This window comes from Peribacillus sp. Hz7 (assembly GCF_042136355.1).
Classification (GTDB): Bacteria; Bacillota; Bacilli; order Bacillales; family DSM-1321; genus Peribacillus; species Peribacillus asahii_A.
Genome location: NZ_JBHHJV010000017.1, coordinates 1 through 13,792 on the forward strand (window position 1 = coordinate 1; position 13,792 = coordinate 13,792).

The following is a 13,792-nucleotide window of genomic DNA, read 5'->3' on the forward strand; positions in this document are numbered from 1 at the left end:
TCTGGCCCCTCGGGCCAGATACCCTAAACTCCTAATCCTCCCCTAAATATGGAAATAACTCAGAATGAAGTGGCTCGCTTTTGAAGTGATCGCTCTGGCTCAAATCAATATTGACAAAAACAGAAGAAGGCTTAGGTAAATGCAAAGCATGAACACTAAGACTTGTTCTTTTATCATTAAATGCTCTTTCGATATTATAAATTAGTGCTACTCCTTTAGCGTTATCAGATATGCCTTTAGTTGGTTCAAGTACCGTTGAACAAGGTGGAAGCTTTTCAAATACGTTTTCTGAATATGTTTTGGAAGGAAGAATAGCAAAAATAAAGACCATAACAATGCTAAAAATGAGCTTTTTCGTCTGCACACTTTGGATTAATAAATTCAATCTTTTTTCCCGCCTTCACATCTTTATCAATTTTTATCCATCCTTTATCCGTTCTCTTAAGTTTTACCATCACATTTCGACTTGATGTGTCTTTATACAAAAGATAGGAAAGATTCGGGTCTCCATTGAAAAAATAAAGACGTCTATCCCCCCTGCTACCGCCTTCGAAATATTTATATAAGCTATCAAGTTGTTTTTCTCTTTTCCCCAGTAAAACTTTGATATCGAACAAGCCCTGAGATGTAAAATATATTATATTATCATTGTCGTTTTCTTTGTTCAAATCTCTGTAAGAGTTTAATACATCTTTAAACATCTTATTATTATATTTCACATAATTTCTCTGTATTTTTTGTTCGCATTTATTAGATAATCTATGTGCCTCAACATTAGCACTACTGGTGGTAAATGTTAAAAAAATAAGCATGAAATATACAGAAATCCCGTATTTCATCTGTTTGTCATCACCTCTATCTTTAAGATGTCTTCAAAAGGGCTTCTTATGTATTTGATCCTATCTCTTCATCCCACTAGACTGCCTCATTTATTGAATAAAAAAGCGACGCCCGTATTCAAACATCGCACTCCTTTAATTGAATAAGTATTGAAATGAATGAAATATTACGTTTAGGTGATTATAAAAATATTAAAAAGAGCTTTATTATGTTTTTTACTAAAGGATGATTGTAATTATGAAAATTATTAAAATGTTTCTCATTGGTGCACTGAGCTTATCCATCGCTCCACCAACATATGCAAACTTTGATCATGATGAAACACAAAAAGCTATGTTTGATTTAGGTTATCAATCCGTTTATGATGCCATAAAAAAGAGTAATATTTATTTTAAAAATGAAATTGCATTACCCGTACAGATACCTCCCCTTCCATTTACTCATGTTTTAGGAAGGTTTAATCAAAATAAAGATCCAAAAAACAGCAGTCTTGAGATTGAATATTTAAATCAAAATGCTTCTCCTTATAGAATAACCATTTTCCCTAAAAAATCTGAATTACAATGGAATTATACAACTCAAACTTTTATATTGAAGGATGGTAGTGCAGCCCATTATTTCACCACGAAATGGCGGAATTATTTTTATTTTGAGCAAAATAAATGGAAGTATCTTATAAGTGTGCATCCCAATGTTTCGAACGTAGTAACACCAGAATTATTAGTAGAAATCGCAAATTCTATTTATTAAAATCGGATAGCAAAAAGCTTTACCTCTTCTTGAAGTAAAGCCCACATTACTTAAATAACAAACTACTTTTTAATATTCGACTTTTTCCTAAAAACAAAGGTCAAAAACAATAAAAATATAGGTATTAGTGCAATCAATCTCCAACCATTATTTACCCCATTAAAGTAATAGGCTATTGGCAGAAATGTTATAAAACTCATTAACAGTGAAATCCAAGAATTTTTTAATATACCGTAAAGGAAGGTAATGACTGAAAAGACTAAAAACAGTTGCCATAGAAAAACAACCCAATTAAATGTATTCATTCTGCTCCCTCATCTTACTAACTTCACCACAAAAGACTAATCCAAATACATTAAACTGCATTGTTACTTGAATAAAGAAAAAGCAATCTTGTTTATTCAAGAATCGCACCCGTTAGTGAAGTTAATCTAAATGCATAACAATTTCAAGACCTGTTGGCTTTTCCTTTAAGGCTTCACTATATTCTTTAAATACTAAGTCAAGCCCTGAAATATCGTCGGGTAACGGTGGTGAAACAATGAAATTACATGTATAATGCCCTGTTGAGCCTCTTCCTCCGTCCTGCCGACAATCATATTGTTCCCCTAAATCCAATTCAAAAAAATGATTATTCTTTCTATTATGCAAGTCTATTGGCAAATCTGTTGTACCATCCCAATCAATATGAAGTTGTATAACACTAGCATTCTCATACTGTTGAATAACAGTAACCGAAAAGAAACGATCACCAATTTCAATAGATTTTAATACAGGTAGATGCTTTCTAAATCCAGTCGGTTCAATACGAGCCTTAAAGATGCTCTCATATCTCATTGTCCCAAATAAGTTATATAAGTAGTCTTCATAGAGTTCGTATTTTGCAGCCCAGTTAGAGATAACATCATCAGATGGAATACCTGGATTATTGTTTGAAAGGTCTTTTCTTTGCTTTAATAAAGCACAAATTTGTTCGTCAATAGGGAGAAGCTGTTTATCATAATGGTCTGTTGGACGGGGGTTTCGCTTCATTTGGTCCTCCTCTTTTAAAAAGTTAAGAATTATCATCACTCTTAATTTAACATAAAGAGGTATATTATGTAATTAATACCCATTTTACTAACCTCCCGTTACTTTCTGTACATTTCTTCACAATGTTGAAGTTCAAACCTTTTCGATTCCCATTCCAGTAGCAACAAAATGAGGACTATTATCTTTTCGATTAAAGAACCTCCAGTGTTCACTTTGTTCATCGTCTTCCGAACTATCAGGAAATGCTTCTAATTTATAACCATCTGATAAAAAGATCTTTATTCCACTAACCTCATCGGCTTCAATTTTCTTTACCTTAAGTTGCCCTTTGTTCTTTATAAAAGTTTTAATTCGTTCATCAAATCTATTGTTACCATGAATATCCCAATCGAAGTCCTCAATGTCTCCATCCCATTCCGAACTTGGAGAATAGAAATCCCGTGAAGCTATAACAATTTTGTTATTCAAGGTAATTCTCCACGAACATTGAATATGTAGCGCGTATTCTGCTGATTCTTGGGTTTTTCCTCTTCTAACAATTTGAATTATATCGCCAAACCCCAACCAAAATAGGTTAGATGCTCTTCCTGCATCCTGTAATTTTAATCCCACTAACTTGCCTAATTCAGAAATAATTACTTCTTTCATACACGTTCTCCCTGTATTGGATTATTATTTAAGGAATGCCCCCGTTAGCCATCCATGTAGCGGAAAAATCATCGCTGCACCACAGAAAATGAAAATATAGTGAACTGTCCATACTGGTTCTTAATCCAGTCAATCCATAGATTGATGAATTGTGGTTATCTCCATTTTTTAAACGAATGAGAAGGACCTTCTTTGGTATTGTCTTTTTCGAAGTTACAGAAGTTTATTTTCATGGTAATTCAATAAGATAAAATTAGTTAAATAAATCTATTCTTAACTTAAAGAGCCAAATGACTTACTTAAACCAAGAAACCCTTGGAATTTCTTGTATCTTAAAAAGAGGTAGTTAAAAAAGCTACCTCAATCCTGTTCAATATAATTGATCTCAAAATCCTGAATTTTTTTATCCTGATTAATGGTAAGGGTAAAATCAATTTTTAAATCAATCGTGTCCGTTCCAAGATAGAAAAAGTCATCATCGCCTGGTTCCCAGCATGGGTTATACTGACTCACTTCAAATTCGGTTTCGGCAACAAAATAACCGTTAATGATTACATGGTCTAATACAACTTCTACTTTTACATTATTGCCATGTTTTAAGGTTATATCGGTGGCTTCCAATTTGACTCGGTCATAAGTTTCATAATCAACAGGAATGCGATGAGAGTTATTGTACACATAATCCCAGCACTCATCAAATACCTTATCGATCGTGTTCTGCCAAGCAATCAAATCAACGATTTCATTAGGATGCCTCTCGAAATCTTCTTCCTCTACCCAGTTAACGAGTGCCAGTACCTTTTGAAGCTCTTTGACTTCAGGACAATTTTGAATGAATTCCTGAGCATTTTTATAGAAAATAAAGTTTGTTGAGTCATCTTGTAAATCAGGATGAATTTCTCCGTTTAAGGTAAAATCATCAGTATTATTTGTAATAAAATAGCAAGGTCCCAATCGTCCAACTCTTGGTTTTACATATTGGACATAGGAAAACCAAATAATCGCATCACGAAACTCCTGCTTTTTTTCGGTGAAAGGCTTTTTTCTCTTAAGAGAGCGTTCCACAAGTTCTGGTAGCATATTATTATCAAATTCTAAAATTTCAAGATACCCGTAATCCTCAAGTTCTTCTATATGATTTTCAAGCTTATGTACATATTCTTGTACTGTATTGGTCCACTCGATTGGAGGGCGGTCATAATCGCGTAGCAGTTTTTTGATTTTACTTTCGTATTTTTGGATTTCTTCAAACTGCTTGGTAAGCTCTTTTTCAAAGTTATTAATAACTTCCTTTTTCACCACTTCAGACATGTACAAGGTGATGAGCTGTTTTTCAGCCAGTTCAATAAGCAAACGGTTATTGATATTTTTCTCCATAAAGGGATCGGTAAAGCAGACATTGGAGTCTAAAAAAACATGTAACATGTGAGCATCTCCCATATAATAATAGAAATCTATTAAATTTTATCATATTAGAAGATGACCTACATAAACCATGCCTTCTTGTCGAACTAACCTGCCCTTTAACACAATAAGAAAATCTTCTCCACTTGTTGTAGAAACGCTACCCGTTTTATTGGAGAAAAAATGCTCTTCTTTATCCAAGTAAGCTATCCTTTTAACTATGCTTCACCAGAGAATACATAAGACAATTACATTCTTACATGGCGGTTCCATTATGAGGTTTTGTAATAGTTATTTTTCTAAATGAAGTATTTCTTCAATAATCTCAGCAAAAGCATCTGCGGTTCTATACTCTTCTTCTAATGAATTTTCAACTCCACCAATGTATAAAAGGGCTGAGTTATCAAAGAGGTCTTGATTGTAGGTACTTTGTTCATTTAAATTTGATTTTGATTTAATAACTATCCCTCTTGATAGATCAGGGTATTTTTCCTCTATTTTATTGTGAAGGAGTTTTGCAAATTTCATATTTTTATCGTAATTTTTACTTGAACGGGATATAACAAATTCAATCCTTGCATAATCCGTTCCTTTTATTTTTATGGTTGTAGCATTTCTCTTTTCTGAATTCCTGTGTATATCAAATACCATTCTAATGCTGTTATTATTCCCCAAAGTATCTTTTAACGATTCTCTTGAAACTGAATATGAGTAATTAAAAGGCAGTTCTTTCTTCTCTAAAATCCCCATAATATCTCTGTGATCTCGGACATTGTTAATGTTTTTTTCCTTTAATTTCTGACTAAGTCTTTCTCCCACTAATGTAATATTCTTTGATTCGTGAGAAGCATCCTTTGATTCTTTGACCTCAATTTCTGGAATAAATGATTCATGATTATGTGAATGATAAATAAAAATGAGTGGTTTTTGTTTGTTGGCTGCGGATGAAGAGTTGATTTCATTAGGAGAGGACTGAGTATTATTTATCCCCCCTTTGCCACTAAAAGACAAAATCGATAAAATTACTATAACACATAAAATTAATCCACTAGAAACAACTGACAACCGTTTAAGGTTTCTTGTTCTATTTAACTTTCTTGCGGCTTGTCTAAGTTTAGCTTCTGTATTTGAAACAAAATCTGCCCTTGGATTAAGAGGATACGCTTTTTTAATTAGGTCAAACAAATCTTTATTATTTTGCATTTCCAAGTATCTCCTCTACCTCTATATTTAATTTCTTTTTAAGTTCTTTTAAAGCTCTGTGATAATCTACTTTAACTTTGGATTCACTACATTGAAGAATTTCCGAAGTTTCTTTTATTGAAAATTCGTTTATTCCTCTCAGTATTAGCACAGCCCTAAAATTTGGTTTTAATTTTGAGATAGCCATGTGAATAATTCTTTTTATTTCATTTTGTTCAATTAATTCACTTGGTTCCTTCTCTGTTGATACTATCTGTTTAAAGAATCCCTCCTTGAAGACAGAGATAAATTTTTTCCTTCGATAATGGTCGATAGCTATATGTTTTGCAATGGAAAATATCCAGGTTTTTAAATTGTTTACTCTGTTAAGGTTAGATAAGCTATTCAAGACACGAATAAACACTTCTTGTGTCAAATCCTCTGCATCATTTTGATTTCCCGAAAAACAAATAAGGAACCTATATACATCCAAATAATAGTGGCGGTAAATTTCACTAATCCTGTCTTCTGCGTTCTCTAGATCAAACAAAAAATCCCCCCTCAATTCTGTATTCATATATTAATCGTTTGAGCATTAGGAAAAGTTACAAGAATTTAATATTATTTTGATGACCACGAATAACCAGCCCGAATCTTCTAAGAAATGACGATTACCATTGTTCAGCAATCACAACCCAATAGTTCAAAACTATGCTGTTACTTTAGTTTAATAAGTCCTCTTACTTTAACCATCCATCAAGAACAGAATAATTCATGCTAATTCGGGAAAAATATGTCCAACTAAGACTAGGAGGGAAATGTGATAATGAACAAAGTATTTGCAATATGTCTGCTATCTCTTTTATTCATATCCTCTACAACTTTAGAGACAGCAGCTTTAACATTTGATAAATTACCGACAAAACGGACAACCAAGCAGTGGTCAGTTCAAGTAGACGAGGCTAAACAAGGTAAAGGGCTAATAAAATCAAAGAAAGGAATCTTCCATACTTATTCTTTAAAGGTTGATAACATTGGTAAAGATGTCTTATCTGCGGAAATTCATATGTTTAGAAATGAACCTAATTCTACAACGAAATATGCACTATTTGGCTGTCCTAATGAAAAGGATTGCAATAAAGACCACTTTGAAAGATCAATTTCTTTAGCAAGACAATTAAATGATGGAATCCCTTATCAATTTCACAATTTTGCTTTGGCTGAAAAAGCGACTGAATTAGAAGTAGAAATTGTTTGGACTCAAAAAGGAAGCGAAGGCAGACCATTAAAAGAAAGATTTATATTCACTGCTGAATAATAAATCAATGAAGAAGACCTATTTGTGGTCTTCTTCATTGATTTATTAACCTACATTGTTGAATAAACCCACGATTAGAGTTAATCCAGCCACCATTGATACGATTCCAAAAGAATTCAATTCAAATACCCAAAAAGCATTAGGCAAAAATGTTGCATTGGCGAAAAAGGTGGATACCGTAGGCAGATAAAATGAAATGATAAAACAAGGGGCGGTCACGCACAGCAATAATGGTTTGTTTATTTTAAACGACCACTTTTTTACGAAAAGTAGGGAAATGTAAGCGCCAAATAAAAAAGGGACAATTGAGTAAAACCAATATAGAGGCAATACATTAAAAGTTTTGTTAGTGTTTTGTTGTGTATATTGTTCAAAATGATAACCCGTAAGTATTAATCCAACTAACCCTACAATCCATATTAATTTCAAGATCCATATTGACCATTTTAGATTCATCATAAAACCTCCTTTTCAAAGACTTTAAGGAAACATTTCTTTGAGTATATCAACCTTTTTATTTCAATTATTAAATTATTGTGTTATTACCTTTTTTCTAAACTATTCTGAAACATTTGTTGAATAAGAAGAGTGATGCCTGTATCCAAGCCTCGCACTCCTTTAATTGAATAATTTCAACAGAAACGAAAAAACTAAGAAAGAGAGACATACTGTACAGAAAGGAATGTATAATCATCAGAAAGTTACCATTGTTCATTTTAATTATTTCATTCTTTCTTCTAACTGGATTCGATGGGGCAAATCAGTTAGCGCTATCAAACATTGAAACCACAATTATACAAGCGGAGAATATTCTTCGTTATGATATTAAATTAAAAAATACAGGTACTGCCCCATTTAAAAGTCATTTTGATTATCCAGGACATAACCCTTTAGGGCTTGAAGTAGTAATAAGACCCAATAAAAAGTTAGCATCTAAAATGGAAATGGATAACAGCAGCAAGTACATAAAGATGATTTCAATAGGTGGTGGAAGCGATGGATTTATTGCTCCTGGGGATGAAGGTTCTTTTCACCTTGAATACAAAATTAAACATAAAACAGACTTGAAAGACATCGAAAAATTAGCTTTTGACTCTACCTTAATAGTTTTAGATGGTATAGATATCATAAAAGAATTTCCTTTAGAAAAAATAAAAGAAAACTAATAGCACAATTCTCCTTAATATATCAGGTATTAAGGATTTTATTTTTTATTTCGTTCACTTTGAAGGCTAAACTATTCATTACAGGAATACTGCCCGTTACTTGAATAAGAACATAGCCTTATTCCTTGCTGAAGTAAAGCATCCCGTTAGCATAACAAATGATTTTAATACTGATTTTCTTTCAATAATGAAGAACTACACATTTCAATATAAAGATGTATTATCTTTGATTTCTATGTCAAGTTTTCCATTTACATCAATAGATTTTATAGTTATTACAGCATCTCCAGAATAGCCTTTTTCAAAATATCCAATAACATATTCTGTGTGTAAATTCCCTTCGTTATCCTTATACTGAAGTTTCATTGCGCCCTCATCGAAATCCTTAGCTGAATCCTCAATTGGATTTACGTTGAATTTATAATCTTTACCTGATGCAATTAAAGGGATCTTAATACCCGATTTAATATTATCATAGGTTAAATATAAACCTGATATTTCTTTATTTGTTTGATTTTTCACCTTAATATCAAATCCATCTTGTGCAAGTATATAACTTACAACTCCTATTATCATAACCGTTGTTACAACTAAAATTTTTTTCATTTATTTACCCCTTTTAGCCTAAAAATTTTTTCATTTGATATGTCTTCTGCGGGTAAATATTCTGCTCCTTATTTAAAAATCCTTCAACGTTGGTCCAATAAGAAAAGGCTACCATAATAACAGCCTTAGCCTTCAACTTCCCACCCCGTTAGGAAAAGAAAAATCATTATCATTTCTTATTACGTCGTGTAATATATACAACAATCAATAATAAGATTACAATTAGCAAAATAATATATATCTGATTATTTACTGAGTCTTTAGAGGATATCTGGTCTTCAACCATACTAACATCTGAATCAATTGATACTTGTTCAGTTGGTTTTTTACCTTTCCCTAATTCATCAAGATCCTTTTTAGCTGTCGATAAAGAAGTGGTTCTTGAACATAAACTCACTCTAAGTGCTCCATCAATCTCATGTGCATATACCAAATATTCTTTATGTAAAGTAAATTCATAGCCACAACTGGCTGAACTTCTTTCTGTATAAACAATAACCTGTGTTTGATCTAGACCCTTCCACGTTTCTTCCACTTCAAACAGAATAGCAATGGAGTCAGCAGAAGATTGCATTGACTTATTTTTGTTCTCGTCTACAATTTCAACAACTTTCCCTGAGAAAACTGCTGAATTACGCTCCAATTCTTCTTTTACAGAATCGGGCTGAACACATGAACAAGCATAACTATTATTAGCTGAATAATTCAAAAAAAAGATAACAATTATCATAAACAAAATTGCAAACTTAACTTGATTCGTTATTACACTTATTTTTTTCAAAAACTACATCCCCCCTTCGCATTTTTTTCTTCTTTTTATTTTAATAATTCTAGAATAAATAACCCAACATTATAAAAAATAACAGTTATAATCCCCCGCTAAAAGTCCCGCAAACAATCATTTTCCCCTTATTTTACCACAAAGCCCACAATCCCTTGTTAAAGTAATCTGCACTGTTGATAAAAAAGCGTCTCCACTTATTGTAGAAACGCCCCTTTTATCTTAATAAGTTAAGTAAATAATACTAAAGAAAATTTTAACCTTCATGTTATAAATACCTTATCCCCTTACTCTCATATACGCTTGTTTGGGATGATTAATTTGATCTGGATATAATAATTTTAGTTTCTCTTCTTTAACTAATTTTGAAAGATACTTTTTTTGAAGTGGATCAGGTTTCCTATTTAACAATTCACTTAATTCTTTTAGTGTCAAAGGCTTTATTTCACAAAGCCTTAATATCAAATCATTCATTTGCAAAGGATTCAACCTTTGTTTTTTCCGTGCCACTTCCGATATTTCCAACAATTCTTGCTCATTAAGTACGGAGTTCTCCTCGTTAGGTACGGAGTTCTCTTCGTTAAGTACGGAGTTCCCCTCGTTAGATACGGAGTTCTCTTCGTTAGGTACGGAGTTCTCTGCATTCTGTTGACTTTTTATAGCTAATGTATAAAAAGCACCACCTCTTGTACCATTTTGTATAATAAGCCCGTCTTGAAGTAAATATTTTAATTCCTTCGTCGCAGTTACACTATCGATGCTATTCAACTCTTGATACTCCCTATTGGTAATTCGACCGTTATTTCGGGTATAAACAAGAGCTGCTACTTGGCGGTCATTCATTGATATATCACTAATTGAGTTTAACCATTGAATCGCTTCATCATCAATAAAATTATGGTTTTTAAATGTAACAATAAAACTATTTCGCGTTTCCTTGAACTGTGGGGGTTCAAGGTGAGCCGTTTTCATTGTGTGAATCATTGTATCAATCCCTGAACCACGATTTTCAATAACTTTAAGATCTTCCAATAATGTAATGATGACGCTATTTCTCGCTTTTGAACTAGTTACTAGATTGTTAATTGTTACATCGCCATACAATGTTCCTGGGCTTTCAATCTCAATTCTATCAGGGAACATTCGTACTTGAATGTAGTTAGATTGCATTAACTCACTATAATCACGATGAATGACTGCATTTCTTACCGCTTCCCGTATTGCGTCTTCTGGATATTCCCAAATGTCTAAACGGCTTAAACCTTGAATAATTGTCTTTTGTTTCATATTACGCAAAATAAGGGTTTCTACTTCATCAATTATTTCAGGAATATTCCCCTCAATTTTTTTATTATCTAAAAATCGTTCGCCTTTCGGTCCAAGTATCCCCATCTCTTTGTGTGGAAGGACTAAAAAGGTTACTACAAGTGAAGGGAAATATTGCTGCGGATACAAGCCAAAAACAAGAAGTCCAGCTAAAGTAGGAATGAAACGTTCTCCATCCTGTTCAACTAAATTTAACTTTTTGAGTTTATGTTCATATGGAATATCTTTTATCAGCCGATAAAGTTTGGGCTTTGCAATCTTTACTTTTTCAATTAACTTCTTAATCGCTTCATGATCTAGATCTTCAAGTGTAGCATCGAAAACCAAGGCTTTATCTTCCTTTGCCTGTCCTCGCGATACAACCAAGTTATAGATTTCGTAATCATTCATGAGTTCATCGGAATCTGCCACTCGAATATACGAACCTTTGCGCATCCCTTTTGTATTTATAAAGCATGGTTTTAAATCCGCAGGACATTCTGGGACAACTACGGCAAGTACAAATTTCCCCTCTATGTCTAACGGAATAAATTCTGCCCTAACCTCGGGCTGCATCTGTTTCGTCTGATTCATTATCTGTTTTTGTAAGTCCTCAATATCATATACGCCAACAGTGTCGTAATCTTCATTTTCATCAATCCCAAAGAAAATAATGCCGCCTCCAACTTTATTGCTGAAAGAAGATAGTGTGTCCAGAACTTTTGGTGCACCTTTATGACCAGCTTTCAGTTCAACGTGATCAAATTCGCTCTTAAACGATTGTATATCCTTAATTAAATCTAATAGTTCTTCTCTATCCAATTATGGCACCTCTCTTCATTTAAGCACTTTGGCTTTATTCATTTTCAATTATGTATGCTACTAATTCTACACGAAAACATAAAATCATTTAAGCAAATAAAAAAAATCACTCATTCAAGTGATTTTCCTTATTTTTATTAAGCACCTTTGCGATACAAAGTCCCTTTTTACTAACCTTTTTTTATTTTCAACATTGAGTTAGCATTTATTTGAAATTCATACGGTACTTTCACTTCTTCAACTGTACAGCCACTATCAGCCAGATAATTTATTAATTTATCTAAATGCTCATATCTTTTTCCCTCTAAATCAACTAAAGGAAAAATACGGACTTCTTCTTTCGTAACCCTCAATAACTCATTTAACGTTTCGATGTGAAATTGATAATCTAATCTATCCGCATACATAAATAGAAAATGTGCAGAGAGAAGAATATCAAATTCTGCATTTTTAAACGGTAAAAAAGGTAAAGTGACGGGAATGTATCTTTCACTGAATTCCCTCATGTCGTTAGCACAATCTTGTAAGGCGCTTAAACGATGCTTTCTGAGACCTTCTATATCATTAAAATAATCCCATTTATAATTGTTTTGGGCTTTTTGCATATGCTCCATCGCGTGTTCAATATCCCGAAGACCTTTATTTTTTAAATCCTCGCTCGAATGATAATAGGCAATATCGCAAGCTGTTACATCTAAACCTGATTTGTTACCAATAGCAGTAAATGAACAAGCTCCTGCTGGACAATCAAGTATTTTCTTTCCTTGTAGTTCTTTCACTGAAAGCGAGAACATATCCAAATACTCTCTAAAGGTTCTACCAATAAAAACAATTCGTTCTAAATCTAACTTTGTACTCTGCTCAACTCTACTCAACTAAACTCACCTCTTCTAAAAGATTACGTTCATATTATCACAAATAATTAGTAATAATAACCTTTTTTCTTGTTCCATTAACCCACTTCTCTACTTGAATAAGAACAACTGAATTCTTTGTATAAGGAATTCACTAATTAATAAAATTTTATTGCAATATCAATGGTGGATATCCTGCTTCCCCTAAAAAGTAAGCAAAAATTGTAAAAATCAAAATAAGAACTGAAATAATGATAACTACAATGGGCAGGATTGACTTTTGTTGCTTAAACGATCGTATGCCAATGAATAAACTTAATAAACCGACAAATAAACAAATAATTGCACCTAATACATTATTTATTTTTGGTAAGATAGCCCCAAAAAATAAAATAAAGAACAATACTTGAAGACCTACTCCAACTTTCAGGAAATTATAAGCCAACAAAATCACCCTTCCACATTTTTTATTCATAAAAATCCTTGTTCCACTATTCTGCTTCGTTAGTTTAAGTGCATTCTTTCACGAACTTTACAAAAATGAATAAATCGCAAAGGACAACAGCAAAAAGCCACCCTTTTACAAAGGACGGCTACATTCAGTTATTTCATTTGACTTTAACCTTCTTCTTTTGAAATCAATAGCCTGCCACTCGATGGTTTTTACATTACTAAAAGTGATTGTCACTAAATCATATGGGGGATTGTGAGCACCTTCAAATGTTGTTGCCTGCACGGTGACATTAAATGAGTAACCGCCTTGTGGCGGCTTCTCAATTTGGATTATACTACCACATTCAATTTGTTTAATTTCGCCATATTGCTTCTCCAATTCCTGTTGAATTGAGGGATAAAGCAAAATGAAAATCAAGTCATCACGCAACTGTATATCCTTTTTAGTTACGGTTTCGGCTTGGACTGGAGAATAAGAGAAAAGAGTTAAGAAGGCAATTAATATTAAAAGGTTTTTTTTCATAAAGAACCTCGTTTATAGACTTTTTCTTATTTTGCCTCACTTTACAAAATTGTATTTATGTAAACCCCACCAAAAAAAGACTGTATTTTTTACAGTCCTTTTTTCATT

At 32.8% G+C, this 13,792-nt stretch carries 17 protein-coding genes; 3 read left to right on the forward strand and 14 right to left on the reverse strand.

Annotated features, from left to right (window positions below):
* Nucleotides 1-31: 31 nt before the first annotated feature.
* Both ACE199_RS17985 and ACE199_RS17990 read right to left on the reverse strand, forming a co-directional pair.
* Nucleotides 32-385 carry a YoqH family protein gene (locus ACE199_RS17985; protein WP_375351034.1) on the reverse strand — a complete coding sequence of 118 codons (354 nt, stop codon included), beginning with the start codon at nt 383-385 and terminating at the stop codon, nt 32-34.
* Complete coding sequence (locus tag ACE199_RS17990; protein WP_375351035.1) at nt 339-839, reverse strand: hypothetical protein; 501 nt, start codon at nt 837-839, stop codon at nt 339-341. Before ACE199_RS17990 ends, ACE199_RS17985 begins: the two co-directional genes overlap by 47 nt.
* A gap of 238 nt (nt 840-1,077) precedes the next feature.
* On the opposite strand from ACE199_RS17990, the gene ACE199_RS17995 reads away from it, so the two are divergent.
* Entirely contained in the window at nt 1,078-1,590 is a 513-nt protein-coding gene (locus ACE199_RS17995) for a hypothetical protein (RefSeq protein ID WP_375351036.1), read from the forward strand.
* Nucleotides 1,591-2,016: 426 nt separating this feature from the next.
* On the opposite strand, the gene ACE199_RS18000 is transcribed toward ACE199_RS17995, so the two are convergent.
* The 5 genes from ACE199_RS18000 to ACE199_RS18020 all read right to left on the reverse strand — a co-directional run bounded on the left by ACE199_RS18000 (nt 2,017) and on the right by ACE199_RS18020 (nt 6,406).
* Entirely contained in the window at nt 2,017-2,622 is a 606-nt protein-coding gene (locus tag ACE199_RS18000; protein ID WP_375351037.1) for a hypothetical protein, read from the reverse strand.
* A gap of 132 nt (nt 2,623-2,754) precedes the next feature.
* Nucleotides 2,755-3,270: a hypothetical protein gene (locus tag ACE199_RS18005; protein ID WP_375351038.1), complete on the reverse strand. Its 516-nt coding sequence runs from the start codon at nt 3,268-3,270 to the stop codon at nt 2,755-2,757.
* A 360-nt stretch (nt 3,271-3,630) separates the two neighbouring features.
* Entirely contained in the window at nt 3,631-4,695 is a 1,065-nt protein-coding gene (locus tag ACE199_RS18010; protein WP_375351039.1) for a PIN domain-containing protein, read from the reverse strand.
* 270 nt (nt 4,696-4,965) lie between these two features.
* The gene (spoIIP, locus tag ACE199_RS18015; RefSeq protein WP_375351040.1) at nt 4,966-5,877 is read right to left on the reverse strand and encodes a stage II sporulation protein P; all 912 of its coding nucleotides are present in this window, start codon (nt 5,875-5,877) and stop codon (nt 4,966-4,968) included.
* Complete coding sequence (locus tag ACE199_RS18020) at nt 5,867-6,406, reverse strand: RNA polymerase sigma factor (RefSeq protein WP_375351041.1); 540 nt, start codon at nt 6,404-6,406, stop codon at nt 5,867-5,869. The genes spoIIP and ACE199_RS18020 overlap by 11 nt, the downstream gene beginning before the upstream one ends.
* A 276-nt stretch (nt 6,407-6,682) precedes the next feature.
* Here ACE199_RS18020 and ACE199_RS18025 point away from each other — a divergent pair, with 276 nt between their 5' ends.
* The gene (locus tag ACE199_RS18025; RefSeq protein ID WP_375351042.1) at nt 6,683-7,174 is read left to right on the forward strand and encodes a hypothetical protein; all 492 of its coding nucleotides are present in this window, start codon (nt 6,683-6,685) and stop codon (nt 7,172-7,174) included.
* A gap of 45 nt (nt 7,175-7,219) precedes the next feature.
* Here the strand turns inward: ACE199_RS18025 and ACE199_RS18030 are convergent, their stop codons facing one another.
* Complete coding sequence (locus ACE199_RS18030; protein ID WP_375351043.1) at nt 7,220-7,630, reverse strand: hypothetical protein; 411 nt, start codon at nt 7,628-7,630, stop codon at nt 7,220-7,222.
* Between the two features lie 251 nt (nt 7,631-7,881).
* Between ACE199_RS18030 and ACE199_RS18035 the strand changes: the two genes are divergently transcribed.
* Complete coding sequence (locus tag ACE199_RS18035; protein ID WP_375351044.1) at nt 7,882-8,340, forward strand: hypothetical protein; 459 nt, start codon at nt 7,882-7,884, stop codon at nt 8,338-8,340.
* A 204-nt stretch (nt 8,341-8,544) separates the two neighbouring features.
* Here the strand turns inward: ACE199_RS18035 and ACE199_RS18040 are convergent, their stop codons facing one another.
* From ACE199_RS18040 to ACE199_RS18065, 6 genes are all read right to left on the reverse strand, one after another.
* A complete protein-coding gene (locus tag ACE199_RS18040) occupies nt 8,545-8,946 on the reverse strand; it encodes a hypothetical protein (protein ID WP_375351045.1) in 402 nt (133 codons plus the stop codon).
* Between the two features lie 169 nt (nt 8,947-9,115).
* On the reverse strand, nt 9,116-9,727 hold the full coding sequence (locus ACE199_RS18045) for a hypothetical protein (protein WP_375351046.1): 612 nt from the start codon (nt 9,725-9,727) through the stop codon (nt 9,116-9,118).
* A gap of 279 nt (nt 9,728-10,006) precedes the next feature.
* Complete coding sequence (locus tag ACE199_RS18050) at nt 10,007-11,854, reverse strand: ATP-binding protein (RefSeq protein WP_375351047.1); 1,848 nt, start codon at nt 11,852-11,854, stop codon at nt 10,007-10,009.
* A gap of 170 nt (nt 11,855-12,024) precedes the next feature.
* Entirely contained in the window at nt 12,025-12,729 is a 705-nt protein-coding gene (locus ACE199_RS18055; RefSeq protein ID WP_375351048.1) for an SAM-dependent methyltransferase, read from the reverse strand.
* A 148-nt stretch (nt 12,730-12,877) separates the two neighbouring features.
* Complete coding sequence (locus tag ACE199_RS18060; protein WP_375351049.1) at nt 12,878-13,153, reverse strand: hypothetical protein; 276 nt, start codon at nt 13,151-13,153, stop codon at nt 12,878-12,880.
* A gap of 135 nt (nt 13,154-13,288) precedes the next feature.
* Nucleotides 13,289-13,684, reverse strand: a complete 396-nt coding sequence (locus ACE199_RS18065) for a DUF3888 domain-containing protein (protein ID WP_375351050.1) — start codon at nt 13,682-13,684, stop codon at nt 13,289-13,291.
* Nucleotides 13,685-13,792: the final 108 nt, after the last annotated feature.

Coding starts and splice junctions, on each gene's coding strand:
- ACE199_RS18040 (WP_375351045.1), bottom strand. CDS start 8,946: ATGAAAAAAATTTTAGTTGTAACAACGGTTATGATAATAGGAGTTGTA.
- ACE199_RS18065 (WP_375351050.1), bottom strand. CDS start 13,684: ATGAAAAAAAACCTTTTAATATTAATTGCCTTCTTAACTCTTTTCTCT.
- ACE199_RS18000 (WP_375351037.1), bottom strand. CDS start 2,622: ATGAAGCGAAACCCCCGTCCAACAGACCATTATGATAAACAGCTTCTC.
- ACE199_RS18030 (WP_375351043.1), bottom strand. CDS start 7,630: ATGAATCTAAAATGGTCAATATGGATCTTGAAATTAATATGGATTGTA.
- ACE199_RS17995 (WP_375351036.1), top strand. CDS start 1,078: ATGAAAATTATTAAAATGTTTCTCATTGGTGCACTGAGCTTATCCATC.
- ACE199_RS18025 (WP_375351042.1), top strand. CDS start 6,683: ATGAACAAAGTATTTGCAATATGTCTGCTATCTCTTTTATTCATATCC.
- ACE199_RS17990 (WP_375351035.1), bottom strand. CDS start 839: ATGAAATACGGGATTTCTGTATATTTCATGCTTATTTTTTTAACATTT.
- spoIIP (WP_375351040.1), bottom strand. CDS start 5,877: ATGCAAAATAATAAAGATTTGTTTGACCTAATTAAAAAAGCGTATCCT.
- ACE199_RS18005 (WP_375351038.1), bottom strand. CDS start 3,270: ATGAAAGAAGTAATTATTTCTGAATTAGGCAAGTTAGTGGGATTAAAA.
- ACE199_RS18010 (WP_375351039.1), bottom strand. CDS start 4,695: ATGTTACATGTTTTTTTAGACTCCAATGTCTGCTTTACCGATCCCTTT.